Origin of the sequence: Andreprevotia lacus DSM 23236 (assembly GCF_900176275.1) — a bacterium.
GTDB lineage: Bacteria > Pseudomonadota > Gammaproteobacteria > Burkholderiales > Chitinibacteraceae > Andreprevotia > Andreprevotia lacus.
Genome location: NZ_FWXD01000015.1, coordinates 1 through 26,170 on the forward strand (window position 1 = coordinate 1; position 26,170 = coordinate 26,170).

General features: G+C 64.0%; 27 protein-coding genes. 12 read left to right on the top strand and 15 right to left on the bottom strand.

The window, feature by feature from the left end; all coding sequences use genetic code 11:
- Nucleotides 1-83: 83 nt before the first annotated feature.
- Together B9A19_RS13015 and B9A19_RS13020 are read right to left on the bottom strand one after the other, a co-directional pair.
- Complete coding sequence (locus B9A19_RS13015; protein ID WP_139798826.1) at nt 84-527, bottom strand: hypothetical protein; 444 nt, start codon at nt 525-527, stop codon at nt 84-86.
- Between the two features lie 7 nt (nt 528-534).
- The gene (locus tag B9A19_RS13020) at nt 535-1,071 is read right to left on the bottom strand and encodes a carboxymuconolactone decarboxylase family protein (protein ID WP_084091239.1); all 537 of its coding nucleotides are present in this window, start codon (nt 1,069-1,071) and stop codon (nt 535-537) included.
- A gap of 113 nt (nt 1,072-1,184) precedes the next feature.
- Here B9A19_RS13020 and B9A19_RS13025 point away from each other — a divergent pair, with 113 nt between their 5' ends.
- Nucleotides 1,185-2,081 (top strand): LysR family transcriptional regulator, encoded by an 897-nt coding sequence (locus B9A19_RS13025; RefSeq protein ID WP_084091240.1) that lies wholly within the window; start codon nt 1,185-1,187, stop codon nt 2,079-2,081.
- 271 nt (nt 2,082-2,352) lie between these two features.
- Here B9A19_RS13025 and B9A19_RS13030 read toward each other — a convergent pair whose 3' ends face one another.
- Genes B9A19_RS13030 through glyQ form a run of 6 tightly spaced genes read right to left on the bottom strand, consistent with a single transcriptional unit; the run spans nt 2,353 to nt 7,828 of the window.
- A complete protein-coding gene (locus B9A19_RS13030) occupies nt 2,353-3,030 on the bottom strand; it encodes a M48 family metallopeptidase (protein ID WP_176216925.1) in 678 nt (225 codons plus the stop codon).
- Complete coding sequence (locus tag B9A19_RS13035; protein WP_084091242.1) at nt 3,014-3,757, bottom strand: lysophospholipid acyltransferase family protein; 744 nt, start codon at nt 3,755-3,757, stop codon at nt 3,014-3,016. The genes B9A19_RS13030 and B9A19_RS13035 overlap by 17 nt, the downstream gene beginning before the upstream one ends.
- Complete coding sequence (gmhB, locus tag B9A19_RS13040) at nt 3,757-4,302, bottom strand: D-glycero-beta-D-manno-heptose 1,7-bisphosphate 7-phosphatase (RefSeq protein WP_084091243.1); 546 nt, start codon at nt 4,300-4,302, stop codon at nt 3,757-3,759. Before gmhB ends, B9A19_RS13035 begins: the two co-directional genes overlap by 1 nt.
- 60 nt (nt 4,303-4,362) lie before the next feature.
- A complete protein-coding gene (gene glyS / locus B9A19_RS13045) occupies nt 4,363-6,423 on the bottom strand; it encodes a glycine--tRNA ligase subunit beta (protein ID WP_084091244.1) in 2,061 nt (686 codons plus the stop codon).
- Between the two features lie 6 nt (nt 6,424-6,429).
- Nucleotides 6,430-6,921: a surface-adhesin E family protein gene (locus B9A19_RS13050; protein WP_084091245.1), complete on the bottom strand. Its 492-nt coding sequence runs from the start codon at nt 6,919-6,921 to the stop codon at nt 6,430-6,432.
- 10 nt (nt 6,922-6,931) lie between these two features.
- Nucleotides 6,932-7,828 carry a glycine--tRNA ligase subunit alpha gene (glyQ, locus tag B9A19_RS13055; RefSeq protein ID WP_084091246.1) on the bottom strand — a complete coding sequence of 299 codons (897 nt, stop codon included), beginning with the start codon at nt 7,826-7,828 and terminating at the stop codon, nt 6,932-6,934.
- 197 nt (nt 7,829-8,025) lie between these two features.
- Between glyQ and B9A19_RS13060 the strand changes: the two genes are divergently transcribed.
- From B9A19_RS13060 to yaaA, 8 genes are all read left to right on the top strand, one after another.
- Nucleotides 8,026-9,921 (top strand): lytic transglycosylase domain-containing protein, encoded by a 1,896-nt coding sequence (locus B9A19_RS13060; protein ID WP_176216927.1) that lies wholly within the window; start codon nt 8,026-8,028, stop codon nt 9,919-9,921.
- Nucleotides 9,922-9,952: 31 nt separating this feature from the next.
- Entirely contained in the window at nt 9,953-10,888 is a 936-nt protein-coding gene (locus B9A19_RS13065; protein ID WP_084091248.1) for a complex I NDUFA9 subunit family protein, read from the top strand.
- Nucleotides 10,889-10,901: 13 nt separating this feature from the next.
- The gene (locus B9A19_RS13070; RefSeq protein WP_084091249.1) at nt 10,902-11,153 is read left to right on the top strand and encodes a hypothetical protein; all 252 of its coding nucleotides are present in this window, start codon (nt 10,902-10,904) and stop codon (nt 11,151-11,153) included.
- Nucleotides 11,154-11,157: 4 nt separating this feature from the next.
- On the top strand, nt 11,158-12,147 hold the full coding sequence (locus tag B9A19_RS13075) for a 2-hydroxyacid dehydrogenase (RefSeq protein ID WP_084091250.1): 990 nt from the start codon (nt 11,158-11,160) through the stop codon (nt 12,145-12,147).
- Between the two features lie 93 nt (nt 12,148-12,240).
- Nucleotides 12,241-14,421: a PAS domain-containing sensor histidine kinase gene (locus tag B9A19_RS13080; RefSeq protein WP_084091251.1), complete on the top strand. Its 2,181-nt coding sequence runs from the start codon at nt 12,241-12,243 to the stop codon at nt 14,419-14,421.
- Entirely contained in the window at nt 14,405-15,022 is a 618-nt protein-coding gene (locus B9A19_RS13085; RefSeq protein WP_084091252.1) for a response regulator transcription factor, read from the top strand. Before B9A19_RS13080 ends, B9A19_RS13085 begins: the two co-directional genes overlap by 17 nt.
- 83 nt (nt 15,023-15,105) lie before the next feature.
- Entirely contained in the window at nt 15,106-15,906 is an 801-nt protein-coding gene (locus B9A19_RS13090; RefSeq protein ID WP_084091253.1) for a substrate-binding periplasmic protein, read from the top strand.
- 127 nt (nt 15,907-16,033) lie between these two features.
- Nucleotides 16,034-16,798: a peroxide stress protein YaaA gene (gene yaaA, locus B9A19_RS13095; protein ID WP_084091254.1), complete on the top strand. Its 765-nt coding sequence runs from the start codon at nt 16,034-16,036 to the stop codon at nt 16,796-16,798.
- Between the two features lie 69 nt (nt 16,799-16,867).
- Here yaaA and B9A19_RS13100 read toward each other — a convergent pair whose 3' ends face one another.
- The 4 genes from B9A19_RS13100 to asd all read right to left on the bottom strand — a co-directional run bounded on the left by B9A19_RS13100 (nt 16,868) and on the right by asd (nt 21,153).
- Nucleotides 16,868-17,935, bottom strand: coding sequence for a LysR family transcriptional regulator (locus tag B9A19_RS13100; protein WP_084091255.1), 1,068 nt, complete (start codon nt 17,933-17,935; stop codon nt 16,868-16,870).
- Nucleotides 17,936-18,400: 465 nt separating this feature from the next.
- Nucleotides 18,401-18,829, bottom strand: a complete 429-nt coding sequence (locus tag B9A19_RS13105) for a hypothetical protein (protein WP_139798827.1) — start codon at nt 18,827-18,829, stop codon at nt 18,401-18,403.
- Nucleotides 18,830-18,907: 78 nt separating this feature from the next.
- Complete coding sequence (locus B9A19_RS13110; RefSeq protein WP_084091257.1) at nt 18,908-19,987, bottom strand: HPP family protein; 1,080 nt, start codon at nt 19,985-19,987, stop codon at nt 18,908-18,910.
- A gap of 59 nt (nt 19,988-20,046) precedes the next feature.
- Nucleotides 20,047-21,153 carry an aspartate-semialdehyde dehydrogenase gene (asd, locus tag B9A19_RS13115; protein ID WP_176216934.1) on the bottom strand — a complete coding sequence of 369 codons (1,107 nt, stop codon included), beginning with the start codon at nt 21,151-21,153 and terminating at the stop codon, nt 20,047-20,049.
- A 149-nt stretch (nt 21,154-21,302) separates the two neighbouring features.
- Between asd and dtd the strand changes: the two genes are divergently transcribed.
- The 3 genes from dtd (at nt 21,303) to B9A19_RS13130 (ending at nt 23,717) form a co-directional block, all read left to right on the top strand.
- Complete coding sequence (gene dtd / locus B9A19_RS13120; RefSeq protein ID WP_084091259.1) at nt 21,303-21,755, top strand: D-aminoacyl-tRNA deacylase; 453 nt, start codon at nt 21,303-21,305, stop codon at nt 21,753-21,755.
- Nucleotides 21,756-22,110: 355 nt separating this feature from the next.
- Nucleotides 22,111-22,404 carry a hypothetical protein gene (locus tag B9A19_RS13125; protein WP_084091260.1) on the top strand — a complete coding sequence of 98 codons (294 nt, stop codon included), beginning with the start codon at nt 22,111-22,113 and terminating at the stop codon, nt 22,402-22,404.
- Complete coding sequence (locus tag B9A19_RS13130) at nt 22,371-23,717, top strand: MATE family efflux transporter (RefSeq protein ID WP_217807063.1); 1,347 nt, start codon at nt 22,371-22,373, stop codon at nt 23,715-23,717. Before B9A19_RS13125 ends, B9A19_RS13130 begins: the two co-directional genes overlap by 34 nt.
- On the opposite strand, the gene B9A19_RS13135 is transcribed toward B9A19_RS13130, so the two are convergent.
- Genes B9A19_RS13135 through hprK form a run of 3 tightly spaced genes read right to left on the bottom strand, consistent with a single transcriptional unit; the run spans nt 23,718 to nt 26,170 of the window.
- Nucleotides 23,718-24,332: a flavin prenyltransferase UbiX gene (locus B9A19_RS13135; protein ID WP_084091261.1), complete on the bottom strand. Its 615-nt coding sequence runs from the start codon at nt 24,330-24,332 to the stop codon at nt 23,718-23,720.
- 39 nt (nt 24,333-24,371) lie between these two features.
- A complete protein-coding gene (gene rapZ, locus B9A19_RS13140) occupies nt 24,372-25,229 on the bottom strand; it encodes an RNase adapter RapZ (RefSeq protein WP_084091262.1) in 858 nt (285 codons plus the stop codon).
- Entirely contained in the window at nt 25,226-26,170 is a 945-nt protein-coding gene (gene hprK / locus B9A19_RS13145; protein ID WP_084091263.1) for an HPr(Ser) kinase/phosphatase, read from the bottom strand. The genes rapZ and hprK overlap by 4 nt, the downstream gene beginning before the upstream one ends.

Sequence of the window (26,170 nt, forward strand, 5' to 3'; positions counted from 1 at the left end):
TACCCGTACCGCGGCGCGTTCTGCGCCTTGCGCTCCATCCCGAACTACCCCGAACGCAAGCGTGAAATAAGTGTTAACAGGCCCTAGGCCTGCCAAGCCACAGCCGCAGGCAGCCGGCTCAGCCCCCAGGTGGCCAGCGCCATGGCTGCAACGGCGGCCGCAATCGCCAGCAGCGCAGCCATATCCGCCCCGCGCAGGGCCAACAGGCCGAGCATGGCCAATGCCGGTGGATGGCCGAGGCCCAGTGCCTGCAAGATCACGAACACGGCCACGGCACCTGCCAGCAAGGCAGGCAGACTGGCCGGCCACAACGCATGCAGTACCAGCCCTGCCAGCACACACAGCAGATAGGCTACCCCCGTCGCCCGTATCGCAGGCAGCCCGGCATTGGCCAGCAGCGCCGCCGTTGCCAGCAAAGGGGGCAAATACCCTGGCTGCCCGGCTCGGCTCAGCAGCACCGCAGCCAGCGCAGCCGGCACGGCAAAGCGCAAGGACTTGCCCATCAATGCAAGACGCTCAGTCATCATGCCGCCCTCAAGGCAACAAATCGGGCGGTACCGGGAAATCCAGCGCCGGCTCGGCCAATTGCTTGAAATAGTTGGACAGCACGTTCAGCGCCACATGCGCGACGATCTCGCCGGCTTCGGCCTCGCTCCAGCCTTGGGCAAACAATGCGTCGCGTGCCGCAGCTTCGGCATGACCGCGCCCGTTCAGCTGCGCGGCGACGAAAGTCAGCGCGGCGTGGATCCTCGGGTCGGTCGAGCGACCATGGCGCGTATCGTTCAGGTCATCCGCGCTCATGCCGATCTTCTGACCACGGAACACGTGTGCGGCTACGCAGTAATCGCAGTGATTGAGCTGTGCGGTCAGCAAGGCAATGCGCTCGCGCATGCGCACATCAAGCACGCCGTGCTGCAACTGGTCACGAAAGGCCAGGTAGCCAGCCAGCGCGGCCGGGCTATTGGCCATGGCGCGATACAGATTGGGTGTACGCCCGAGTTGCTTTTGCGTCTGGGCGAGCAAGTCTCCGGCCTGGCCGGTGGTGGTGGCGGGGTCCAGCAGGGCAAACATGATGTGCTCCTTGGCGGGTGAGTCATGACCCCAGTCTAGGGACACCCACTTACCCGCGCAGCACATGATCTGCAGATCAGTTATGCTGAATCTGCATCAATCAGGATGAATACATGCAAAACGGCTTGCTCGAACACATCCGCAGCTTCGTGGCGATTGCCGACGCCGGCAGCATGACGCGTGCCGCCATTGTCAGCGGCATCGCCCAGACCAGCCTGAGCCGCCAGCTGGCCGCATTGGAACAATCGCTGGGCTGCGCGCTACTGCAACGCTCTACCCGCGCGCTCAGCCTGACCGAAGCCGGCCGCAACTACCTGCCGCTGGCGCGCCGCATGCTGGCACTGGCCGATGAAGCCGCACTGGCCGTGCAGGCGCCGGCTCAGCTGCAAGGCGTGCTGCGCGTGGCGTGCTCCAACGGCTTTGCCCGCCATTTGCTGATCCCCGCGCTGCCACGCTGGCAACGGCTGCATCCACAGGTCGAACTGGAACTGCTGCTGTCCGACCGGCTCAGCCCCCTGATTGAGGAAAGCGCCGATCTGGCAATCCGGCTTGGCACGCTGGCGCCATCGGCGCTGGTCAGCCGGCCACTGGGGCGCGTGCCACGCATCGTGGTGGCCACACCCGCCTACCTGCAGCAGCACGGCACGCCGCACAGCCCCGCCGAACTACAGCAGCATGATTGCGTGGTGTATACGGATAGCGAGCAAGCAGGCCGCTGGCTGTTCAGGCAAGGCGATGAAGAAACCCGCGTGGCCTTGCGCGGCCGGCTGCGCGTGTCGACGGTGGATGCACAATATGATGCGGTGCTGGCCCATCTGGGGCTGGCAGTGATGCCGGCATGGTTCTGGGCACGTGCGCTGCTGGAGGGACAGGTGGTGCAACTGTTGGCGGATTACACGCTGCCGGAACAAGCCATACAGGCCGTCAGCGCCCAGCGGGCCACCAATGGCAGCAAGGCGCGGGCATTCAGCGATTTTGTCGCGACCCTGCTGCCGACCGCATCGGATTAAGGCTTAGGGCCTGTTAACACTTATTTCGCGCTTGCGCTGGGCCGCAAAGAGGTCAGCTACAAGGCACGCAACGCAGGCAATAACCGGTTATTGCCAAGGCGCGTAACGCCGTAGATGGCCTCTTTGCGGCCCAGCCCTGCGAGTTCGGGGTATTTCGGGCGGTTCGCTGCGTTGCAAACCGCTTGCGGTACCCGTACCGCGGCGCGTTCTGCGCCTTGCGCTCCATCCCGAACTACCCCGAACGCAAGCGTGAAATAAGTGTTAACAGGCCCTAGGCGAGCAGCGCCTGCGCATGCTGTTTCAACCACTCGCGTTGCTGCTTCCAGTTCGGGCAGGCTGCCGCGACGATGGCCCAGAAACGGGGTGAGTGGTTCATTTCAGCCAGGTGCGCCAGCTCGTGGATGATCACGTAGTCGATCACCTCGGGCGGCGCCTGCATCAAGCGCCAGCTCAGGCGTACGTCACCTGCCGCCGTGCAGCTGCCCCAGCGCGTGCGGGCGCTGCTGAGCAACACGCGGCGCGGGTGCAAATTCATGCGCTGCTGCCACACCTCGACCCGCTGCAGAAAATACGGCCGGGCGGCACGCTGGCAGAAACGCGCCAGCGCGAGTGTCAGCGCTTCGGGCTCATCGGGCGCTGCCAGTGCCAGCGTGTCGGCAGCCAGCCTGGCGCGTGATGCACCGGCCTGCAGGGTGCGTGGCTGGCCCTGCCAGAGGATAGTGCTGCCGGCGGCCAGGCGGGCTGCCGGCGGTTTGGGCGCCTGCAGGTGGCGCATTATCCAGTCGGCCTTGAGGCGGATGACCCGCTCGGCCTCGGCCAGCGGTGCGCGGGCCGGCAAGGTAATGGTCAGGCCATCGCCGGCAATGCGCAGGCCCACCGAACGGCGGCGTGCGCTGCGCTTCAGCGTGTAGGCAAGTTGCTGACCGTCCAGCTCAAGGCTGTGCCGCATCACGGGGATACTTGGGGCCGCGCTCGGTAATGGCCGCCATCTGGTTCTCGATCCAGTATTCGACCTCGGCCATGATTTCATTCGCGGCGCGATTGGCGGTCGGAATCGGCTTGCCGATGCAGACCGTGACCGTGCCCGGCCATTTCAGGAAGGAATTGCGCGGCCAGAACTCGCCCGAATTGAGCGCCACCGGCAGGATGGGCACATGCAACTCGTTGGCAAGGCGCGCACCGCCCTGGCGGTATTTGCCACGCTGGCCCGCCGGCACGCGGGTGCCCTCGGGAAAGATCAGGATGGAAAAGCCCTTGCCCAGCCGGTCCGTGCCCTGCGCCATCAGCATCTTTTGCGCTTCAGAGCGATTGCCACGGTCGATGGCGATGGGCGACAGCGTGCGCAGCCCCCAGCCGAAGAACGGAATCTTCAACAGCTCGCGCTTGACCACGAATACCAGCGGCGGCAGCAGCTCTTGCAGCGCCATGGTTTCCCATGCCGACTGGTGCTTGCTCATCACCATTACCGGCACATCGGGTACGTTTTCGCGGCCGATCACGCGGTATTTGACGCCACAGGTCACCCGCAGCCAGAAAATCATGATGCGCGACCAGCGCGAGACCACCTTATAGCGCAGCAGTGGTGGCAGCGGCAGGATCAGGAAACAAAGCAGTGCGTACGGCGGGGTTACCACCAGCATGCCCAGCCAGTACAGGGCGGAACGAAGCCAGATCATCAATGGGCCTGTCGTTTGAGCAGAAAATCGGTGAATTGCGCCAGGTCGTCGAACACGGCGGTGGCCTCGGGCAAACCGCCCTTGGCCACGGTGTCCTTGCCCTTGCCGGTGCGCACCAGCGCCGGGCGGCCGCCAGCAGCCACAACGGCCTCCAGATCACGCAGGCTGTCGCCCACCATCCAGGTTTCGGCCAGATCGGCATGGAAGCGGCGCGCGATGTCGTGCAGCATGCCCGGCAGCGGCTTGCGGCAATCGCAGCCGGCATCGGGCGTGTGCGGGCAGAAGAAGATCGCGTCGATATGGCCGCCAAAATCCTGCGCGGCGCGCTGCATCTTGGCGTTGATGCGATTGAAGGTATCCACGTCGAACAGGCCACGGCCGATGCCACTCTGGTTGGTGGCAACCACCACCATCCAGCCGGCACGCGTCAGCTCGCCGATCGCTTCCAGGCTGCCGGAAATCGGCAGCCACTCCTGCGGCGATTTGACGAAATCGTCGCTGTCTTCGTTGATCACACCATCGCGGTCGAGTATCAGCAGTTTCATGGCGCTATGCGGCATTGTCACCTTCCGGCAGGCCGGGAGATTCCCCGGCCATGCACTTCATCATTCAGCCAGCAGCGACAGTTCTGCAACCCGATTCATCAGATCGGCCAGCGCGGACAGCAGCGCCAGACGGTTGCCACGCACCGCCAGATCGTCGGCCATCACCATCACGCCGTCAAAGAAGGCATCGACCGGCGCCTTGAGCGCAGCCAGCTGCTTGAGCGCACCGGTGTAGTCGTGCGCGGCCAGTGCGGCTTCGACCGGCGACTGCAATGCAGCCAGCGCGTCGTACAGCGCCTTTTCCGGCACCTCGCCAAACAATGCGGCGTTGATTGCCGGGATGCCGCCTTCGACCCTCTTGAGGATGTTGCGGATACGCTTGTTGGCAGCGGCCAGTGCAGCGGCTTCCGGCAGCGCCTTGAATTCGCCCACAGCCTTCAGGCGCACCAGCACTTCGTCAAAGCGCGGCGGGTTGAGCGCCAGCACCGCCTCGATGTCGGCGGCCGGGTATTCGGCGGCCAGATAGTTCTTCAGGCGGTCGGCCATGAAGCCTTGCACGCCATCGACGGTTCCTTCGGCCACCACGCCGGCCGGGAAGGTTGCAGCAGTCGCGGTCAGCAGCGCGCGCAGGTCCAGCGGCAGGTCGAGCAACTGGCGCACCACGCCCAGCGCTGCGCGGCGCAGGCCGAACGGGTCTTTGTCGCCGGTCGGGATCAGGCCAATGCCCCAGATGCCGACGATGGATTCCAGCTTGTCGGCCAGCGAGACCGCCTGCGCCACGGCGCCCTGCGGCAGGGTGTCGCCGGCAAAGCGCGGGTGGTAATGGCCTTCGATGGCGTTGGCAACGACGTCGCCTTCACCGTCGAGGCGCGCGTAATACATGCCCATGATGCCTTGCAGCTCGGGGAATTCACCGACCATGTCCGACACCAGGTCGGCCTTGGCCAGATAGGCGGCGCGTTCGCTCACGGCCCTGTCGGCGCCCAGCGCCGGGCCGATTTCACCGGCGATCTTCTGCAGCCGTTCGACACGTTCCAGCTGGCTGCCGATCTTGTTGTGGTACACCACGGTGCGCAGCGCCGGCACGCGCGATTCCAGCTTTTTCTTCTGGTCTTGTTCATAGAAGAACTTGGCGTCGGACAGACGCGCGCGAAGCACGCGCTCGTTGCCGCCGATGATGGCCGACGAATCAGCCGCCTCGATATTGGACACCAGCAGGAAGCGGTTCATCAGCTTGCCAGCGGCATCGAGCAGCGGGAAATACTTCTGGTTCTGCTGCATGGTCAGGATCAGGCATTCCTGCGGCACCTTGAGGAAATCGGCCTCGAAGCCGGCCTCCAGCACCACGGGCCATTCCACCAGTGCGGTCACTTCATCGAACAGTGCCTCGTCGGCGGCAATGGTGGCGCCCAGACGGGCTGCCGCAGCGTGCAGCTTGTCGCCGATCAGTGCACGGCGGGCGGCAAAGCTCGCCACGACCTTGCCTTCTTCGAACAGTTGCTTGGCGTAGTGATCGGCATGATCCAGCGCCACATCGCCCTTGGACAGGAAGCGGTGGCCGCGCGTCACGCGGCCCGATTCCAGATGCAGCACCCTGGCCGATACCACGTCGGCACCGTGCAGCACGGTCAGGCCGTGCACCGGGCGGATGAACTGACCATCGCGATCACCCCAGCGCATCATCTTGGGTGCGGGCAGTTTTTTCAGTGCTGCTTCGATCAGGCCGGACAACACGGCAGCCAGCGGCTCGCCCGCCTTGGTGCTGCGGAAAATGAACACGTCCTGCTTGCCGTCCGAGCCTTGCTCCAGCGCCTCGACCGCCACGCCGCACGAGCGGGCAAAGCCGGCCAGCGCCGGGGTCGGCGCGCCATCCTTGTAGCCCGATGCCACGGCCGGGCCCTTGCGCTCGATCTTCTGCTCCGGCTGCAGCGCAGCCACGTGCGGAATGCTCACCGCCAGACGGCGCGGGCTGGCGAACGCGTGGAACTCGACGCCGGCATCGACAAAGCCGAGCTTGGCCAGGTCATCGAACAGCGACCTGGCAAAGGCTGCGCCGAGCTTGGGCAGCGCCTTGGGCGGCAGTTCTTCGGTAAACAGTTCAATCAACAGCGTTTGCGTCATCGTGTCTTACTCTTCGGATTTTTTCTTGGCTTCTTTGTCGGTCATGATTTTGCAGACCTGACGGACAAAATCGCCGCCATAACTATCGGCAGGCTGATCGGCGAATTCCCACTGGTAACCGGGCACGTCGTAACGGGCGACTTCCACGCCATCCTCGTCGCGCAATTCAACCGCGATGCCGGCCATGCGGCCACTCGGGCAATCGATGGCCTGACGGGTGTACTTGTTGCGGTACTTGCCCTTGGACTGGCCATCGACCTGGTCGGCCTTGAATTTCTGCCACATCCACACATAGGTGTACTTGGGCGAGCCCTTGTCCTCGTCGGCGTTGTGGCTGACCGATTCGGCGTCCACCCACATCTCGAAGTCCGGCATGGTGCCGTACTTGCGCCATTCGGCATTTTTTTCGGGCACCGGCGACGGGCCGTCCAGCTTGTCGTCGAACTTGCCGCAAGCGACCAGCAGCAGACAAACCAGCAAGACGGCCAGTGGCTTCATCGTCGTTTCCTCAGCCGGCAGCCTGTTGGCACATCGGGAAGCCGAGTGCCTCGCGGCTGTCGTAATAGGCCTGCGCCACCTGCCGCGCCAAGGTGCGGATGCGGCCGATATAGGCCGCGCGCTCGGTCACCGAGATGGCGCCACGGGCATCCAGCAGGTTGAAGGTGTGCGCCGCCTTCAGGATCATTTCATAACCCGGCAAGGCCAGACCGGCGTCGAGCAGGCGTTTGGCTTCGGATTCAAAATTGCCGAACAGATCCAGCAGCAACGGGGCATTGGAATGCTCGAAGTTGTACTTCGATTGCTCCACTTCGTTCTGGTGATAGATGTCGCCGTAGGTCACGACCTGACCATTCGGGTACTTGGTCCACACCAGGTCGTAGACGTTTTCCACGCCCTGCAGATACATGGCCAGGCGCTCGACACCGTAGGTGATCTCGCCCAGCACCGGCTTGCAATCGAGGCCGCCCACTTGCTGGAAGTAGGTGAACTGCGTCACTTCCATGCCGTTCAGCCACACTTCCCAACCCAGGCCCCAGGCACCCAGGGTCGGGTTTTCCCAGTCGTCTTCAACGAAGCGGATGTCGTGCACGGTCGGGTCGATGCCCAGCTTTTGCAACGAGCCCAGATACAGCTCGAGGATGTTGTCCGGGTTGGGCTTCAACACCACCTGGAACTGATAGTAGTGCTGCAGGCGGTTGGGGTTTTCGCCGTAACGGCCGTCCTTGGGACGGCGGCTCGGTTGAACATAGGCGGCGTTCCACGGCTCGGGGCCGATGGCGCGCAGGAAAGTGGCGGTATGGCTGGTGCCAGCGCCCATTTCCATATCATAGGGTTGCAGCAGCGCACAGCCTTGCTCGGCCCAATAGCGTTGCAAGGTCAGCAGGATTTCCTGGAAGGTCAGCATGATTGCGTACAGACTCTGGCATCTTCTAAACCCACTGATTCTACTTGCTTTGTGCCTTGCCGACCAATCCGCCGCCTGCCGGGTGCGACGTCTTGTGCATGACAGCAATCACGCGAACCCCTATGCTTGCCGGAACTTATGGCTCTTACGCCGTTCTTTCCGCAACGCGCCCCACTGCATTGCCTGCGATATCACCGATGAAATTCCTGCTCCCCTCCCTGCTGCTGGCCGTTGCCGCCCATGCCAGCGCCCAGATCGACATGCTCACGCTGCGCGAAGCTGCACGCAGCCGCGACCTGCCCCGCATCAACCAGATGCTGCAAGGCGCGCGCGGTGAAGTTCTTGAGGTTTATCCGCAGTATTACTGGTATTCGCTGCAGCTCGCGCAGATGAATGACAGCGACCTCAAGCCCTTCTTCGACCGCTTCGAGGGCATGCCCATGGCCGACCGCCTGCGCAGCGACTGGCTGAAAGAGCTGGGCCGCCGCCAGGACTGGCTGGCGTTCGACGTGCATTATGCCAAAGCCGATGCGCCCAGCGTCGAGCTGCAATGCCTGGCAGGCCAATCTGCACTGGCCAAGGGCGACCTGACTGCGGCAGTACGGCTGCGCCCGCTATGGTTCTCCGACCAGTCACGCCCGGAAAGCTGTGGCCCGGTGTTCGATGCATTGTTCGATGCCAAGCAGCTGGACAACGATGACGTATGGGTCCGCGTGCGCATGCTGCTGGCCGCCAACAAGCCTGATCTGGCACGGCAATTTGCCAGCCGGGTCGGCACACCGGCCGCACTCGCCGTCAAACCAATCGCGTTGGCCGCCAACAGCCCGGACAAGGCGCTACCCAAGCTGACCGGCAACGACCGCGGCACGCGTGAAGCAGCGTTGTTTGCCATCCAGCGGCTGGCGCGCAACGACCTGGACAAGGCGGCGGGCTGGCTGGAAAAACTGGGCAAGGACTGGCCCGAGGCTGACCGCCGCTATGGCTGGCAAGAGCTGGCGCAGATCGCCGCCCGCCAGCATGCGCCACAAGCCAGCGACTGGTTCGAACGCGGCGGCATGAAGGACCTGGACGAGGCCGGCCGCTTCTGGGCGGTGCGGGCCGCGCTGCTGGCGGGTGATCAGAAAGCGATTCTGGCGCGCATCAATGCCATGCCGGCCGATGACCTCAAGCTCACCGTGTGGCGCTATTGGCGTGCCATGGCGCTGCGTGCGATGGATCGCCACGACGAAGCGACCCCCATCCTGGCCGATCTGGCCGGCGGCGAAGATTACTACAGCCTGTTGGCGCGCGATGCGCTGGGCAGCGTGGCCGACGCTCCATCGCCCCCCATCACCGCCAGCGAAGAAATCATCCGCACCGTGCAGCAGCGCCCCGGCATCCAGCGTGCGTTGGCGCTATACGCGCAGGACTGGCGCGTGGAAGGCCAGCGCGAATGGGCCTGGGCGCTGCGCGGCCTGACGCCGAGCGAGCAAGTGGGTGCAGCCATCATTGCCGAACGCAACAACCTGCTCGATCGCATGATCTATGCCGCCGAGCGCACGCCCGGCAAGGTAGATCCACACCTGAAATACCCCACCCCGCACAAGGAACTGGTACAGACCGAAAGCCGGGGCAATGGCCTGGACGCTGCCTGGGTCTACGGCCTGATCCGGCAGGAAAGCCGCTTCATGGTCGCCGCACGCTCGGGCGTTGGCGCCTCGGGCTTGATGCAGCTGATGCCGGCCACTGCACGCTGGGTGGCCAGCAAGCTGGGCATCAAGCACGTCACCCCGGCTGATCTCAATAATATCGAAACCAATGTGCGCTTTGGCGCCTTCTACCTCGGTTATATCCAGGAACGACTGGAAGGCCATGCCGTGCTGGCTACTGCCGGCTATAACGCCGGGCCTGGCCGGGCACGCAACTGGCAGGGCAATCAGCCCATGGATGCGCGGGTGTATATTGAAACCATCCCGTTTGACGAAACCCGCGATTACGTGAAGAAGGTGATGGCCAATGCGCAGCATTACGGCTATCTGCTGGGCGAACCGCTGACCATCAGCCAGCGCCTGGCCACGATACCGCCCAAGGGGGGCTCCATCGACGCACCTTGAGGGCCTGCACGCAACAGACTGCGAGGACAGCATGAAGCAAATCGTCTTGATCGGCGGCAGTGGTTTCATCGGCAGCCACCTCGCGGCACAGCTGGCCGCGCAAGGCCATCGGATCATCATCCCGACGCGCCGCCCCGAAGCGGCGCGTCAGACCGTACTGCCGAATGTCGAGCTGCGCCGCGCCAACGTGGCCGACCCGCAGCAACTGGCCGCGTTGCTGGCCGGCGCCGACGTGGCAGTCAATCTGGTCGGTATCCTGCAAGGCAGCGAGGCTGACTTCGAACGCGCCCACGTCACCCTCACTGCCCGCATCATCGCCGCTTGCCAGGCGGCGGGTGTGCGCCGCTATCTGCACATGAGCGCGCTGGGCGCCGATAGTGCCGGGCCATCCCGCTATCAGCGCAGCAAGGGCCGGGCCGAGGAACTGGTGCGCGCCAGCCCGCTGCGCTGGACCATTTACCGTCCCTCGGTGGTGTTCGGCCGGGGCGACAGCTTCATCACGCTGTTTGCCGGGCTGTGCCGGCTGCCGCTGATTCCGCTGGCGGGTGCTCATGCGCAGTTCCAGCCGGTATGGGTAGAAGATGTCGCGCGTGCCTTTGCCGCCGGTGTGACGCGCGATGACCTGATCGGCGCCACGCTCAATCTGGTCGGCCCGGACATCATGACCCTGGCCGATATCGTGCGGCTGGCCGGCCGCACGGTGGGCAGGCCGCCCGTGATCGTGCCATTGCCCGACTGGCTGGCCCGATTGCAGGCAAGCTTGATGGCGATCATGCCGAATCCGCCCGTCAGCCACGATAATCTGGATTCAATGACTATCCCCAATACCGACCCGGCCGGCTTTCCGGCTACCCTAGGCTGGATTCCCGCCTCGCTGGCCGTGATTGCCCCCGGCTATCTGCGCGGCAGCCACTACGACGAATACCGCCGCCACGCCGGGCGTGGCCGCGAACGATTGCATCCATAACCTGGAGTGATTCATGGCCGTTCTCGTCATCCGGCATTTGCCGCCCGATACCCACCCTGATGCGGTGGTCGACCTGCTGCGCGAACTCGGCTATTCCGAGCCGGTCGGCAAGGTCACGCTGTGCGACGGATCAGGGCAGCCATGGGCCGTCATCACGCTACCGATCAGCCGCGTGGCCTGTGTGGCCGTCGCCGGCATGCTCAATGGCCGCTTCTGGAACGGACAGGTGCTGGAGGCTGAACAAACCCATGTCTGGCGCGAGTAAAGCCATGCGCATCGCCGTTTTCGACAGCAAACCCTATGACAGGCAGGCGCTAAGCCGCGCCAACACCACGCAGCAGTACGAGCTGGTGTTCTTCGAGGACCGCCTCAACCAGCAAACCGTGCCGCTGGCGGCCGGTTTCGACGTGGTCTGCCCCTTCGTCAATGATCGCGTTGATGCCAGGACCATCGCCGAGCTGGCGCGGCTGGGCGTCAAGCACGTGGCGCTGCGCTGTGCCGGCTTCAACGGGGTCGATATCGCTGCCGCCAAGCAGCACGGCGTGGCGGTCACCCGCGTGCCGGCCTATTCACCCGAGGCAGTAGCCGAGCACGTGTTCGCGCTGCTGCTGACGCTGGTGCGCAAGACACATCGCGCCTACAACCGCGTGCGCGACGGCAACTTCTCGCTCGACGGGCTGGTAGGTTTCAACCTGCACGGCCGCACCTTTGGCGTGGTGGGCGCGGGCAAGATCGGCCAGGCCACGCTGCGCATTGCGCGTGGCTTCGGCATGCAGCTGCTGGCCTATGATCGCTCGCCCGACCTCAAGCACGCGGCTGAGCTCGATTGCGAGTTCGTCCCGCTGGAGCGCCTGCTGGCCGAGGCCGATGTGGTCAGCCTGCATGCGCCGCTGTTCCCTGAAACGCGCTATATGATCAACGCCGATTCGATTGCCGCGATGAAGCAGGGTGCCGTCATCATCAACACCAGCCGGGGCGGGCTGATCGACTCGGCTGCACTGATTGACGCACTCAAGGACGGCAAGCTGGGTGGCGTGGGGCTGGATGTCTACGAGTACGAAGAAGGCGTGTTTTTCGAGGACCTGTCCGGCACCGCACTGCAGGACGACATGCTGGCGCGGCTGACCACCTTCCCAAATGTGGTCATTACCTCGCATCAGGGCTTTCTTACTGACGAAGCATTGGCCAATATTGCAGATACGGTGATCGGCAACGTGGCGGCTTTTGCTGCAGGCCGGCCGCTGAGCAACGCGGTCTGATCAGGAAGCAGCACCATCAATCTCACGCACAGTTTCAGTCGTCTGCAACGCCGCTCCAGCTGGCTGGCCCTGCTGCCGGGCCTGCTGGCGGCCTTGTTCGCGCTGGCCTTTGCCGCCTATCTGCTGCTGACGCGTGAGGAGGTCGAAACCCAGCGCAGCAACCAGCTCGAGCAGGACATGCTGTGGCAGAAGCAGGCCATAGAGCAGCAATTGCGCACCGATACCGATGCGCTATCCGGCCTGGCCGCCACCTTGTATTCCAGCCTCGATTACACCGTGCCGCTATTCCAGGCGCGCGCGTTGTCGCTCACGCAAAACAGCCCTGAGGTGGTCGGCCTGACCATACAGGATGCGCAAGGGCACATCGTCTGGCGGGCAGCGCAGGCGTGGCAGACGCTGCCGTTCAAGGGTGAACCGGGCTGGGGCGACATCACCGAGCAGGACCGATCGCCGCTGCTGCAATACGCGGTCACCACGCCGGACCGGCAGCACTTCGTCGTCGCCACGCTGGCGCTGGACCGGCTGCTGCAACAACAGGTGCCGTGGTGGATTGCCCAGCGCTATCAGGTGGCGCTGATTGATGCCCGGCAAAACATGATCGCAGCCAAATCACACCGTCAGCTCGACCCGTCCGGCGTTTTCAAGAGCGTGGCGCTGGACATGCCGCCGGTAGGGCTTTCGCTGCGCGCCGAGGTGTATTACGGCAACGAGCGCCGCACCTTTGCCGATTACCTGCCGTGGCTGCTGTTCGCGCTGGCCGGTGCGATTCTGGCGACCACCCGCTTGCTGCAGAACCACATGCGCCAGCACGCCGACGCGGTGCTGCAACTGCGCAGCGAAACCGCGCTGCGCGAGGCGATGGAAAACTCGCTGGTCACCGGCATGCGCGCCATGGACATGACCGGCCGCGTGATCTACGTGAACCGTGCCTTCTGCGACATGGTGGGCTTTGACGAGGCCGAGCTGTTGGGCCACCAGCCGAATATGCCCTACTGGCCGCCCGAGGAACTGGATCGCTGCCAGGCTGCCAGTGATGCAATCCTGGCTGGCCGGCTCGACCCCAACGGTTTTGCGGTGCGCTTTATGCGCAAGAGCGGCGAGCGCTTTGATGTGCGGCTTTACGCCTCCAAGCTGATCAATGGCGAGGGCCGCCAGATCGGCTGGATGGCCTCGCTGTATGACATCACCGAAATTCGCCGCGAACGGCAGGCGCTGCAGGCCTCGCACGAACGCTTCGTCACCGTGCTGAACGGGCTGGATGCGGCGGTAGCGGTATCGGATGCGCAAAGCGGCGAGCTCTTGATGAGCAATCACCAGTTCGACCGGGCCTTCGGCCTACCCGACTGGCGTGGCCGCTGCTGCGTGGTGCCCTTTGTGCCGCGCCGCGCCGAACCACCGGTCGATGCTGAATGGTTCGACGGTTATCGCGAGCACTGGTACCAGATCAAGAGCCGCCAGAGCGTATGGGTGGATGGCAGCGCAGTGTGGCTGGAAATCGCTACCGACATCACCGCGCTCAAGACCGCCGCAGCCCGCGAACGGCGCCAGAACGAAACGCTGCAGCAAACGGCACGGCTGATCTCGATGGGCGAAATGGCCTCCAGCCTGGCGCACGAGCTGAACCAGCCGCTGGGCGCGATTGCCAGCTATGCCAGCGGCTGCCGCAACCTGCTGGCCGCGCCGCAGCCCAATCTGCCGCAGCTGTCGCAGGCGATCGACAAGATGGGCGAACAGGCCAAGCGGGCCGGGCAGATCATTCGCGGCATCCGCGAGTTCGTGCAGCGCCGCGCGCCGCACCGCAAGCGTTGCCATATCGATGCACTGCTCGACACCGTGCTGGGGCTGCTGGGGCACGAAATCACCCGGCGTGGTGTGCAGGTATCGTTCCGCGAGGACAGCCAGCTACCGTCGCTGTATGCCGACCCGGTGATGCTGGAGCAGGTGATTTTCAACCTGATCAAGAATGCGCTCGAAGCAATGGAGGCCACGCCGCCGACGCAACGCATGCTCAATATCGACCTCGCGCGCGATGGCAACCTGCTACGCGTAGTGATTGCCGACCGGGGGGCTGGTATTGCGCCCGAGCAACTGGAACAATTGTTCAAACCGTTTTTCACCACCAAGGATGCCGGCATGGGCATGGGGCTGAACATCTGCCGCTCCATCATCGAGCACCATCAGGGCCGCTTGTGGGTGGAAGCCAATCATGGCGGCGGCAGCCGCTTCATTTTTACCGTGCCGTTCAACGAGGATTCCGATGCCATCGAACCCTAACCGTATTGCCATCGTCGACGACGACGACGCGCTGCGCGACGCGCTGGCGTGGCTGTTCTCCACCCGCGATCATGAAGTACAGAGCTTTGCCAGCGCCGATGCCTTCCTCAAGGACTACAGCCCGGACCGCTTCGGCTGCATCCTGCTGGATGTGCGCATGCCGGGCATGAGCGGGCTGGAGCTGTTCCAGAAGCTCAAGGAATACACCTACCTGCCGCCCGTCATCTTCCTGACCGGCCACGGCGACGTGCCGATGGCCGTGGGCGCGCTCAAGGATGGCGCCACCGATTTCGTCGAAAAGCCGTTCAATGACAACGACATCGTTGATCTGGTGGAAAAAAGCCTGGTGGCCGATCAGGAGCACCGCAGCCAGTGGCAGGCCAAGAATGCGGTCGAGATCCGCCTTGAATCGCTCACCCCGCGCGAGCGCGAGGTGATGACCCTGATCCTGACTGGCAGGCTCAACAAGCAGATTGCCGATGACCTGTCGATTTCGATGAAGACGGTGGAAGTGCACCGCGCGCGCATTCTGGAAAAAATGCACGTCAAAACCGCGATGGAACTGGCCGCATTGCTGCGCGATGCCGGCGTGGAAACCTGATCCGGCATCATCACGCAGCCGTGGCTACACTGGATGGAGCAGCCGGCGCACCCCGCACCGGCCATCCCGCCGAGGCGCCCGAGATGAAGCTGCGCATACCGTTGCACCAGCTGCGCCAGCGCGCGCGCCGCACGGCCGCCGCGCTGCTGCTGGGCGGCTGCGCCGGCAGTGCAGCTGCGGCAGACGTGGTACGACTGGGCGGCGACGATGCCTTCATCCCGTATACCAATCAGCAATCGGCCGATGGCGGCATGCTGGCCGCGGTGGTCCGCGCAGCCTTCCGCGCCGCCGATATCGACGTGCAGCTGGACTGGCAGCCGCCCGCACGCAGCGAGCTGGATATCCGCAGCGGCCGGCTGCATGCCGGCTTTCCGGTTTACCGCAGCCCGGCGCGCGAACATGACTTCGATTTTTCCGACCCGGTTTTCCACACCCGGCAGACCGTGTTCGCCCGCCCCGGCTCCCCCATTTTGCTGGCCGAACCGCGCACGCTGGCTGGCAAGCTGCTCTGCCTGCCAGCGGGGGAAACACCCAACGAGCGCCTGCTGCCTGCCATCGCCAAAGGTGTGCTGCGCCTGACTCGCCCGGCCAGCATCAGCCATTGCGCACGCATGGTGGCGGCAGGGCGTGCCGATTTCTTTGTTGCCGACGTGTATCAGGGGCAAACGCTGCTGCGCCAGCACGACATCAACACGCTGGCGGTCGGCGCAACCGTCGAGGACACCCCGCTTTACGTGATCTTCCGCCGCCGCGATCAGGAAGCACGTCAGCTGCGCCTGCGCTTCAACCAGGGCCTGGCGGCCATACAGCGCAACGGCGTCTATGCACGCATCCTCGCGCAATACCCGCTGATGGCGGGCGAGCGCGAACGCGCAGCGCATTGACGGCTCTGCCACCGCCAGTCGCAACAGGCCGCTCGGTGAATAACCCACATCAAAAGCCCGGCAATCGGGCGTAAACTGCCGCCTTTACCGCACTCACCGCCGCCCGCGTTCCGCAGCGGCCCTGCCCATGCTGATGTTGATCTCGCCAGCCAAGACGCTGGATTACCAATCGCCACTGCCCACCCCGCACCACACCGAGCCGGCTTTTCTGCCACAGGCCCAGCGGCTGATCGACGTGTTGCGCCCGTTGCCGCCGGCCGAGCTGTCGCGACTGATGCAGATTTCGGACGAGCTGGCGGTGCTCAATGCCGGCCGCTACCAGAGCTGGCAGACGCCATTCACGCCGGCCAACGCACGCGCAGCGGTGTTTGCCTTCATGGGTGATGTGTATGAGGGGCTGGACAGCCATTCACTCGATGCCAGGGGGCGCGACTATCTGGAAAAGCACCTGCGCATCCTGTCCGGCCTGTATGGCCTGCTCAAGCCGTTCGATCTGATCCAGCCCTATCGGCTGGAAATGGGTACGCGTCTGGTCAACCCGGCCGGCAAGGATCTGTACGCGTTCTGGGGCGAGACGATCACGCAAACCATCAATGCCGGCAAACCCGGCGTGGTGGTTAACCTGGCCAGCGAGGAATACTTCAAGGCAGTGAAACCCAAACTGCTGAATGCACCGGTGATCACGCCGGTATTCGAGGACTACAAGGGCGGGCGCTACAAGATCATCAGCTTCTACGCCAAACGTGCACGCGGGCTGATGGTGCGTTATGCCGCGCTGCATGGCGTGTGCGATGTGCAAGCGCTCAAGCAGTTCGATTTCGAGGATTACCGCTTCGTGCCCGAAGCGAGCGAGGACAAGACCTGGTTGTTCCGCCGCCGCTTACAGGATTGAGTACACCTGAAACGAAAAAACCCGGCTTGGCCGGGTTTTTTCATGGCAGTTCATGGCAGGACGGGGCGCTTAAACCGCGCGGTAACCCGGGTAGAAACTGCCCACGCGCGGGAATTCGCGCGGGGCATCGTCCTTGCGCGTGGGGGCCTCGGGCGGCAAGGGGCGCATCTGCTTGACCGCAGACAGATCGACCGGTGCATGCAGTTGCTCGGCCTGCCAGTTGCGGAATGCGCCCTGCAAGCCTTCACAGATGGCGTTGCGCAGCCAGATGTGGGCCGGATCATTATGGCGGCGCGCATGCCAGAACAACGACAGCGTGAGCTGTGGCACATCGAACGGCAGCGGCAGGATCACCACGCCATCGCGCGCACTGCGGCGCAGCATGTGCTCGGGCGCGGTCAGGATCAGGTCGCTGCCAACCAGCACCGTCATTGCGGCATCGATCTGGCTGACCTGCAGCGAAACTTGCCGCGCGGCACCCAAGGCCAGCAGGCGGTCCTCCACCAGCCGGCGCATGTCGTGCCCCAGTTGCAGCTGCATGTGCTGCCAGCGGCAATACTGCTCGACATTCATGCCCTCGCCGGCCCGCAAGGCCGGGTGGTCGGCACGCAGCGCACAGCACAGGCGGTCGCGGAACACCACCCGCTGATAGACATCGGCCGGGGCATTGCTGCTCAACGCCAGCAACAGGTCGGCGCCATCATCGCCCAGCCGCTCGAAGGGTTGTGCATCCAGCGTTGCGATATCCAACCCCAGTTGCGGCGCACGTACCAGCATGCCGGGCAGGATGCCGGGCAAAAAGGCGGTTTGCGCGAAATCGACACAGGCCAGCCGGAAGCGGCCGCGCGCCTTGGCGGGGTCGAAATCGGTGGGCACCACCAATTGATCAATCTGCTGCAGGATGGTGTTGAGCGGCGTGCGCAATGCTTCTGCACGCGGCGTGGGCGCAAGTTTGTTGGCGGCGCGCACGAACAGAGGGTCGTCAAACGCTTCACGCAGGCGGGCCAGCGAGCGGCTCATGGCCGATTGCGTCACGCCCAGCGTATCGGCGGCCCGCGTCACGCTGCCATGCGTCAGCAACGCATTCAGACAAAGCAGCAAATTGAGATCGAGGGGTACCTGGCTGGTGGGCAGCATGGCCGTCTCCGAATCTTGTAGTCGTTTTTATGGCAATACATGAAACGCATTATTACCACAGCGTGACCGGGGAGGCATGCATGGCGCGCATATCACATATGCGTAGCACGCCACACCACCACTGCAAGGGGCGCAACAGCACAGGCAGGGACACCGGGCGTTGCCGCCGGCAGTAGGCGCGCAAACGCATAGCCTACGCGGTTGGTAGCGGTTTGCCCAGCAAGCTGCGGCCGGAATGGCGGCAGCATCGGCAACCCCTGGCCGGCGCTGATCCGGGCCGATCAGCGGCGCATGCACCCGGCGCATGCGCGGCATGCCTGACGGCGGATGGCCGCCGTGCCGGGGCGGAGCTACATTCAAGGCCGAGCAGACCTCTCCATCCTTGCTGTCCTGCAGCAGCCCCGCACATGCGGGGATTTTTTTGCCCACCGCCACCCGGCATCGCGGGCAGACAGGCGCTCTTGCCTACGCAGCGGCCTTGGCCGGCTTGCGTACCGGCGGCACCTCGACGCCACGCAAGGGCTGCGTGCGCCGCTCGCCCAGGCCGTGGCGAATGTTCAGCGCGTGATACTTGGCCAGCGCGATGCGGTCTTCCTTGGGGATGTGCTCGTCGTGGTAGGCGGCCTGGATCAGCTCTTTCTGCACGAAGGCCAGCTGGCGCGCGAGCAGGTCGCAGTCTTCCATCTTGGTACCACGGTTCATCTCGGCCACGATGAGCAGCGCATCACGCTTGAGGCGGTAAACCACCGAGCGGCGCAAGGGGTGATGGCGGTCTTCATCTGCGCGCGGCGCAGGGCGCGCCATCAGCTCGGTTTGCGGAAATGCAGTCGCTGGCCCTGCCGGCGGGGTATCGCCATAGTGGCCTGCCAGTTTGCTTTTAAGCCATGCGAGCATGCGTACCATCCCGTCCACAAGCGCAGTATGTTAGAGAACCGTAATTCTAACGTCATGCAACGCTGTTTGAAACGTTTGTTACAGCGGTACAGCCGTGGCAGGTGTGTTGGCCAACACAGCCAGCCAGTCGGTCTGGCTGATCACGCCCTGCAGGCGGCCGTCCTCGGCCAGCACCGGCAGGCAGTGCAGCTCGTGGGCCAGTACATCGGCCAATGCGCTGGCAAGCGGCGTATCGGCATGCGCGCTGAACAGTGGCGGCCTGCGCAGCATGGCTGCCGTTGCGGCCGGCTCGGCGCCCAGCAGGTCAAGTGCATCGAGCAGCCCCAGCAATACGCCGTCGTCATCAACCACGGCCAGTTGGTGTACGCGATGTTGCTGCAGCGCAACAACCATCTGCCTGGGCGTGGCATCACCCGTCACGGAGCAGACATCACGCGACATGATGTCGGCACAGCGCAACACATCGAGCGAACGCCCCAGTTGCAGCGCACGCTGCACCAGCTCGGCCAGCTCGGCCTCGCCCAAGTCAAGCAGGTGCGGCTGGCCCGCCAGCGCCTGCTCCAGCACCGCAGCATTGATGCCGCCACGCTGCGCCGGCGCGGTGTCGGCCGTCTTGTGCGGGTTGGCCGGCGCAACGAACGGGTAGCGCCGCGCCGGCAGCAGGTTGTTGACGATCAGCCCCGCCAGCAGCATCAGCGCCACGTTGAGCGCCACCGGCACCAGCACATAGCTCCAGCCCAGCGCATGGATGGTCGGACCGCCGATCACCGCCATCAGCGCCGTGGCGCCCCCGGGCGGGTGCACGCAACGCAGCGCCATCATCAAGCCCAGTGCCAGCCCCACCGCAATGGCAGGGGCAAACCAGTGCCCGGCAAACAGCCACTGCGCAGCGACACCAGCCAACGCCGAGACCAGATGCCCCATGAGCAGCGACCACGGCTGCCCCAGTGGACTGGTGGGCAGGCCGAACACGATGACGGCACTCGCCCCCATCGATGCCACGATGATGGCGGCCGCGGTACCCGGCACAAAGCAGAGCGTGACGGCAGCAATCAACGCCAGTGCAATGGCACCACCCAGCGCGGCATACAGCCATTCGCGCGGCGGCATTTTGGGGAGCACGGGCAAAAAGCCGCGCCAACGGGAGGAAGCAGACATGGGGGATTCCTTGCAACGAAAAAACCGGGCATTGCCCGGTTTTTTTCAAATGTGCCGACTTACTTGTCGAGCAGGATGCGCAACATGCGGCGCAGCGGCTCGGCAGCACCCCACAGCAGTTGGTCACCGATCACGAAGGCCGAGATGTATTCTGGGCCCATGTTGAGCTTGCGCACGCGGCCCACGCCCACTTCCAGGCCGCCGGTGATGGCTGCCGGCGTCAGTTCCTTGACCGAGATTTCACGGTCGTTCGGCACCCACTTCACCCACGGATTGCCCGACTTGATGATGGCTTCGATCTCGGCCAGCGGCAGGTCTTTCTTCAGTTTCAGCGTCAGCGCCAGGCTGTGGCAGCGCATGGCACCGATGCGCACGCACAGGCCATCAACCGGGATGGTCTGCTCGGTGCCGAGAATCTTGTTCACTTCGGCCTGACCCTTCCATTCTTCCTTGGACTGGCCGTTGTCGAGCTGCTTGTCGATCCACGGGATCAAACCGCCAGCCAGCGGGGCGCCGAAGTATTCGGTCGGCACATCGCTGCGGATGGTTTGCGCCACCTTGCGATCGATATCCAGAATGGCCGACGACGGGGTGGCCAGCTCATCAGCCACGGCACCGTACACCACGCCCATGCCCTTCAGCAGTTCGCGCATGTGGTTGGCACCACCGCCCGACGCCGCCTGATAGGTCATCGACGACACCCACTCGACCAGACCTTGCTTGAACAGACCGCCCACGCCCATCAGCAGGATGGAGTTGGTACAGTTGCCGCCGATGTAGTTCTTCACACCCTTGGTGAGCGCGTTCTGGATCACGTCGTCATTCACCGGATCAAGGATGATGACCGCATCGTCTTCCATGCGCAGCGTGGACGCGGCGTCGATCCAGTAGCCAGTCCAGCCAGCAGCACGCAGCTTGGGGAACACCTCGGTGGTGTAGTCGCCACCCTGGCAGGAAATGATGACGTCCATCGCCTTGAGCTCGTCGATCGAGGTCGCGTCGCGCAGCGTGCCGGCAGCCTTGCCGAAGTTCGGCGCAGCAGCACCCGCCTGCGAGGTAGTGAAGAACACCGGCTCGATCAGATCGAAATCCTTTTCTTCCTGCATGCGCTGCATGAGGACCGAACCCACCATGCCGCGCCAACCGACAAGACCCACGCGCTTCATCATCAATTCCTTTGAAATCAATAGAAAATCCTGAACCGGATATCTTAGTGAAATTCCCGATTGCTGACCAGCACCGGCCGTCGAACCCACCCTGCACGGTGTCGGCGGCTTGCGCTATGCTATGCAGCTCCTTGATGAGAGACAGTGTAATGCGGGTACTGTTACAACGGGTGCAGCAGGCATCGGTGATGGTGGACAGCGAGGTGGTCGGCAAGATCGAGCGTGGCCTGTTGCTGCTGTGCGGCGTGGGCCACAGCGATACCGAGGCCGACCTGGTCTGGATGGCCGGCAAGGTCAGCAAGCTGCGCATCTTTGACGACGACAACGGGGTGATGAACCGCTCCATCCTCGATAGCGGCGGCGAGATCCTGGCGGTGTCGCAGTTCACGCTGTTCGGCGCCTACAGCAAGGGCAACCGGCCATCGTGGGGCAGTGCGGCGCCGGGTGAAATCTCGCAGCCCATGTTCGAGCGCTTTGTGCAGTTGCTGGAAGCGCAGCTGGGCAAGCCCATACCCACCGGGGTCTTTGGCGCCTATATGCAGGTGGCGCTGGTGAACGACGGGCCGGCCACCCTGCTGCTGGACTCGAAAAACCCGGAATAAGCGCGGTTTTCCCTTCTGTCGGGCTGACCAGGCTTGCACAAGGGAAATCCCGCACTTGCGATGCCGCACGCGCGGTAGCAGAATCGTTTCAACACAGCGCCGATTTGATGTCCCAGCTTGCGGGGCGCTGCCAATAAATCCTGCTAAAGCGTGCGAGCGAAACCCGCGTCTTGCACGCGGGTTTTTTCGTTTGCGCCGCCATCTTGCGGTAGCAAACCACGATTACGGTGCGGATGCCGACTCATCCGCCGCGCCTGATTTAAGCGACAACTTGCGGGGCGCGCCCGTTGACCCGGGAAAGTACCGCTAAAGCGTCGGCCGCATGGGCGGCCGTCGAACCGTTACGGAGGCTGCCATGTACGATTGTCTGCATCACGAAGAATCCACCCCGCGCCTGCACGGCCCCGCCCACGCACCGCGCCACCGCCGCTGGCTGCGCTTGTCGGGCCAGTGCGATCTGGTCAGCCAGGCAGCACGCCACTTTGCCGCACTGGGCTTTGCGCACGAGCGGCTGTCTGACGGCAGCCTGCTGGTCTACGATCTGTCGGTGCATACCGCGCTGGCGCTGCAACAGGAATGGCCGCAACTGATCGGCCACTACGAAACCCCGCTACGATGTCTGAACACCACCGCTTCAAAGATGAACTGAAAGCAATCTGGCAGCTGGGCTGGCCCATCATGGTGGGCCAGCTGGCAAGCACCGGCACGGCATTTGTCGACGCGGTGATGGCCGGCCATGTATCGGCCGACGATCTGGCCGCTGTGTCCATCGGCGCTTCGGTGTGGGTGATGCTGCTGGTCACGCTGATCGGCCTCACCTTGGCGGCCAGCCCGCTGATCGCACACGCGGTCGGCGCGAACGAACGGCAGCGCATTCCCGGCATTGCGCAGCAGGCGCTGTATCAGGGCCTGCTGTGGGGCGTGCTGGCCTTGCTGGCTGCGCGGCTTGCGCTGCCGGTATTCGATCTGCTCAACCTGGCGCCCGATGTGGCGCACAAGGCGCGCGAATTCCTCAAGGCCATTGCGTGGGCGCTACCCGCCTTTGCACTGTTCCGTGTGCTGTATGGCTACAGCGCCAGCCTGAACGCCACCAAGCCGATGATGGTGATCGCGCTGATCGGCCTCGCGGTCAACGTGCCGGCCAACTACGTGCTGATTTACGGTCATCTGGGCTTTCCCGCCATGGGTGCGATCGGCTGCGGCTGGGCCAGCGCCTTCGGCATCTGGTTGACCTTGCTGTTGATGCTGGCATGGCTGCACGTCTCGCCGGCCTATCGCGACACCTTCCCGCTGCGTCACTGGCAGCGTATCGACTGGCAGCAGCAATGGCAGTTGCTCAAGCTCGGCCTGCCCATGGGGGCAATGTTCTTCGTGGAGGTCAGCGCGTTTTCCGGGCTGTCACTGCTGATTGCCAAACTGGGCACGGTGGCAGTGGCGGCACACCAGATCGCACTGAATATGGCGTCGCTGATGTTCATGATTCCGTCCGGCCTCGGCACCGCAATGACGGTGCGCGTGGGGCAAGCACTGGGCGCGGGTGAAACCGCCTATGCGCGCTTCATTGGCTGGACCGGCATCCGCATCGGCCTGGTGGTGGCCGCCTCTACCATGCTGTTCATGGTGTTGGGCAGGCACTGGATCGCCAGCTGGTATACGCAGGATGGCGCCGTGCTGGCCGCTGCCGGCACGCTGGTACTGCTGGCCGGTATTTTCCAGCTGGCAGATGCAACGCAGGTGATCGCCGCCGGCGTGCTGCGCGGCTACAAGGTCACGCGCCGGCCGATGCAAATCCATCTGGCTGCGTTCTGGGTCATCGGCATACCCGGCGGCTACCTGCTGGCCTTCAATGCCGGGCTGGGTGCGGCAGGGTTCTGGATTGCACTGGTGCTGGCGCTGGCCTTTGCCGCCGGGGCGCTGGTGTGGTTGTTCCACAAACGCAGCAAGGCTGCGCTGGCCGGCTGATTACGCGCTGGCGTCGTCGCCCCAGCGCTGCATCAGCTGGTGCGGCACGCCAAGCTGGTCGAGGATGCGCGCCACGACGAAATCGACCAGATCACCAATGGTCTGCGGGTGGTGATAAAAGCCCGGATTGGGCGGCAGGATGACCACGCCCAGCCGTGCCAGCTTGAGCATGTTCTCCAGATGCAGTGCCGAGAACGGCGCCTCGCGCGGCACCAGCACCAGTGTCTTGCGCTCCTTGATCATCACGTCCCCTGCCCGCTCCAGCAGGTTGTCGCTGTTGCCGTTGGCGATGGCCGCCAGCGCCCCCATGGTGCAGGGCACCACCACCATGCCATCACCGGGGTTGGACCCGGATGCCATCGGCGCAAACCATTCCTGCTGGCCCCACACGGTAAGCTGCTTTTCATCTGCCACCTGATACTGCGCGCGCAGCAACTTGCCCAGCTCCTCGGCGCGGCCGGGCCAGGTCAGCCCCAGCTCCTGCTTGGCTACAATCTGCGCGGCCTGCGTATACAGCACGTGGACCTTGCAACCAGCAGCCAGCAAGCATTCGAGCGTGCGCAAGCCGTACGGCAGGCCGGAGGCACCAGTAAAGGCAATGGTAATGGTCTTCATGGGGACATCCTATGCCAGCCAGCCGCCAGCTGGTGGTGTTCAGGCGTGAAACTGCTCGCGGTGGCGCACCAGCACTTGCCGGGCTGCACCAAAGTGTTTGCCCAGTTGCTCGGCCAGATAGACCGAGCGATGCTGGCCGCCGGTGCAGCCGATGGCCACGGTCACATAGCTGCGATGATCACGCTCGAACTCGGGCAACCAGCGCTCCAGAAAGCCCAGTATGTGAGTGAGATACTGACCCACTTTTGGCTCGCGCTCCAGAAAGTCGATCACCGGCTGATCCTTGCCCGTCAGCGGCCGCAATAAGGGATCGTAGTGCGGATTGGGCAGGCAGCGCACGTCAAAGACGAAATCCGCATCCAGTGGCAAGCCATGTTTGAAGCCGAACGAGGCAAAAATCAGCGTCAAGCGCGAACGGTCCAGCGCAATGAAATCACGCACCCACGAGCGCAGCTGATTGGCCGACAGCTCACTGCTGTCGATGCGATGCGCCAGCCCGGCAAAATCAGCCAGCAGTTCGCGCTCCAGCGCCACACTCTCGGCCACGGTGAGTTTGTCGCCGGCCAGCGGATGGCTGCGGCGCGTCTCCGAAAAGCGCTTGATCAGCGTTTCATCGTTGGCTTCGAGAAATAACAAGCGGATATCGAGATCCAGCTCGGCCAGCGCCGCGTAGTGATCAGGAAAGCTGGAAAAATTGTGCGAACTGCGCACATCGATGCCGATGGCCACGCGCGGGTAACCGTCCTCGTCGAGCAGTGCCACGGTTTGCGCCAGCAACGGCACCGGCAGGTTGTCGATGCAGAAATAGCCAAGGTCTTCGAGCGCACGCAGCACCACGCTTTTGCCTGCACCAGACAGCCCCGACAACAGAATGAGCTGCTGCTTGGGCGCGCTCATTCGCCCATTTCCATAAAGCGCTGGTGGCGCTCGATGAACTCGCGCGTCGAATCAATGCCACGCAGTTGCAGGATGTAGTTACGCACGGCTGCCTCGACCAGTACCGCCAGGTTGCGGCCGGCCGCCACCGGCAGCACCAGCTTGCGCACCGGCACCCCCAGAATGTCTTGTGTCGCCGCCTGCATCTGCAATCGGTCGATCGGCGCCAGTGCATCGCCACCGGCCTTGGCCAGATGCACGATGAGCTTGAGGGTTTTCTTGGGCCGTACTGCGGTTTCGCCGAAAATGGTGCGGATATTCAGCACACCAATCCCGCGCACTTCGAGGAAATCGCGCAGCATGGGCGGGCAACGACCTTCCAGCGTTTCCGGGTTGGTGCGGTAGACCTCGACCACATCGTCGGCAACAAGGCCATGGCCACGTGAGATCAGTTCCAGTGCCAGCTCGCTCTTACCCATCGACGATTCGCCGGTCAGCAGCACGCCGACTTCGAGCACGTCGAGGAATACACCGTGCAGATGGGTGGATACCGCCAGCGCCTTGGCCAGATAGTAGCGCAGCACGTCCATCAGATAGGGCGACTGCTCCGGGCTGGTCAGCAGCGGTACATGGTGGCGCTCAGCGCCTTCGCGCAGCGCATCGGGCACGGTCAACCCGTTGGCAACGATCATGGCCGCCATTTCGCTGGCAAACAGCCGGCCCACCGATTCCTTCTGCGCCTCGGGCGACAGGCCGAGGAAGTACTTGGTCTCGGCAATGCCGAGCACCTGGATGCGGTTGGGATGGATGAAATTCAGGTGCCCCACCAGCGCCAGGATCGGCTTTTGCTCGCTGGCGTCGTTGGACAACAGGTTGTTGGCGCCGGACTGGCCGGCCACCCAGGTCAGCCGCAGCTTTTCGGCGTTATCGATGAAAAGCTGGCGAACGGTAATCTGCGGCAT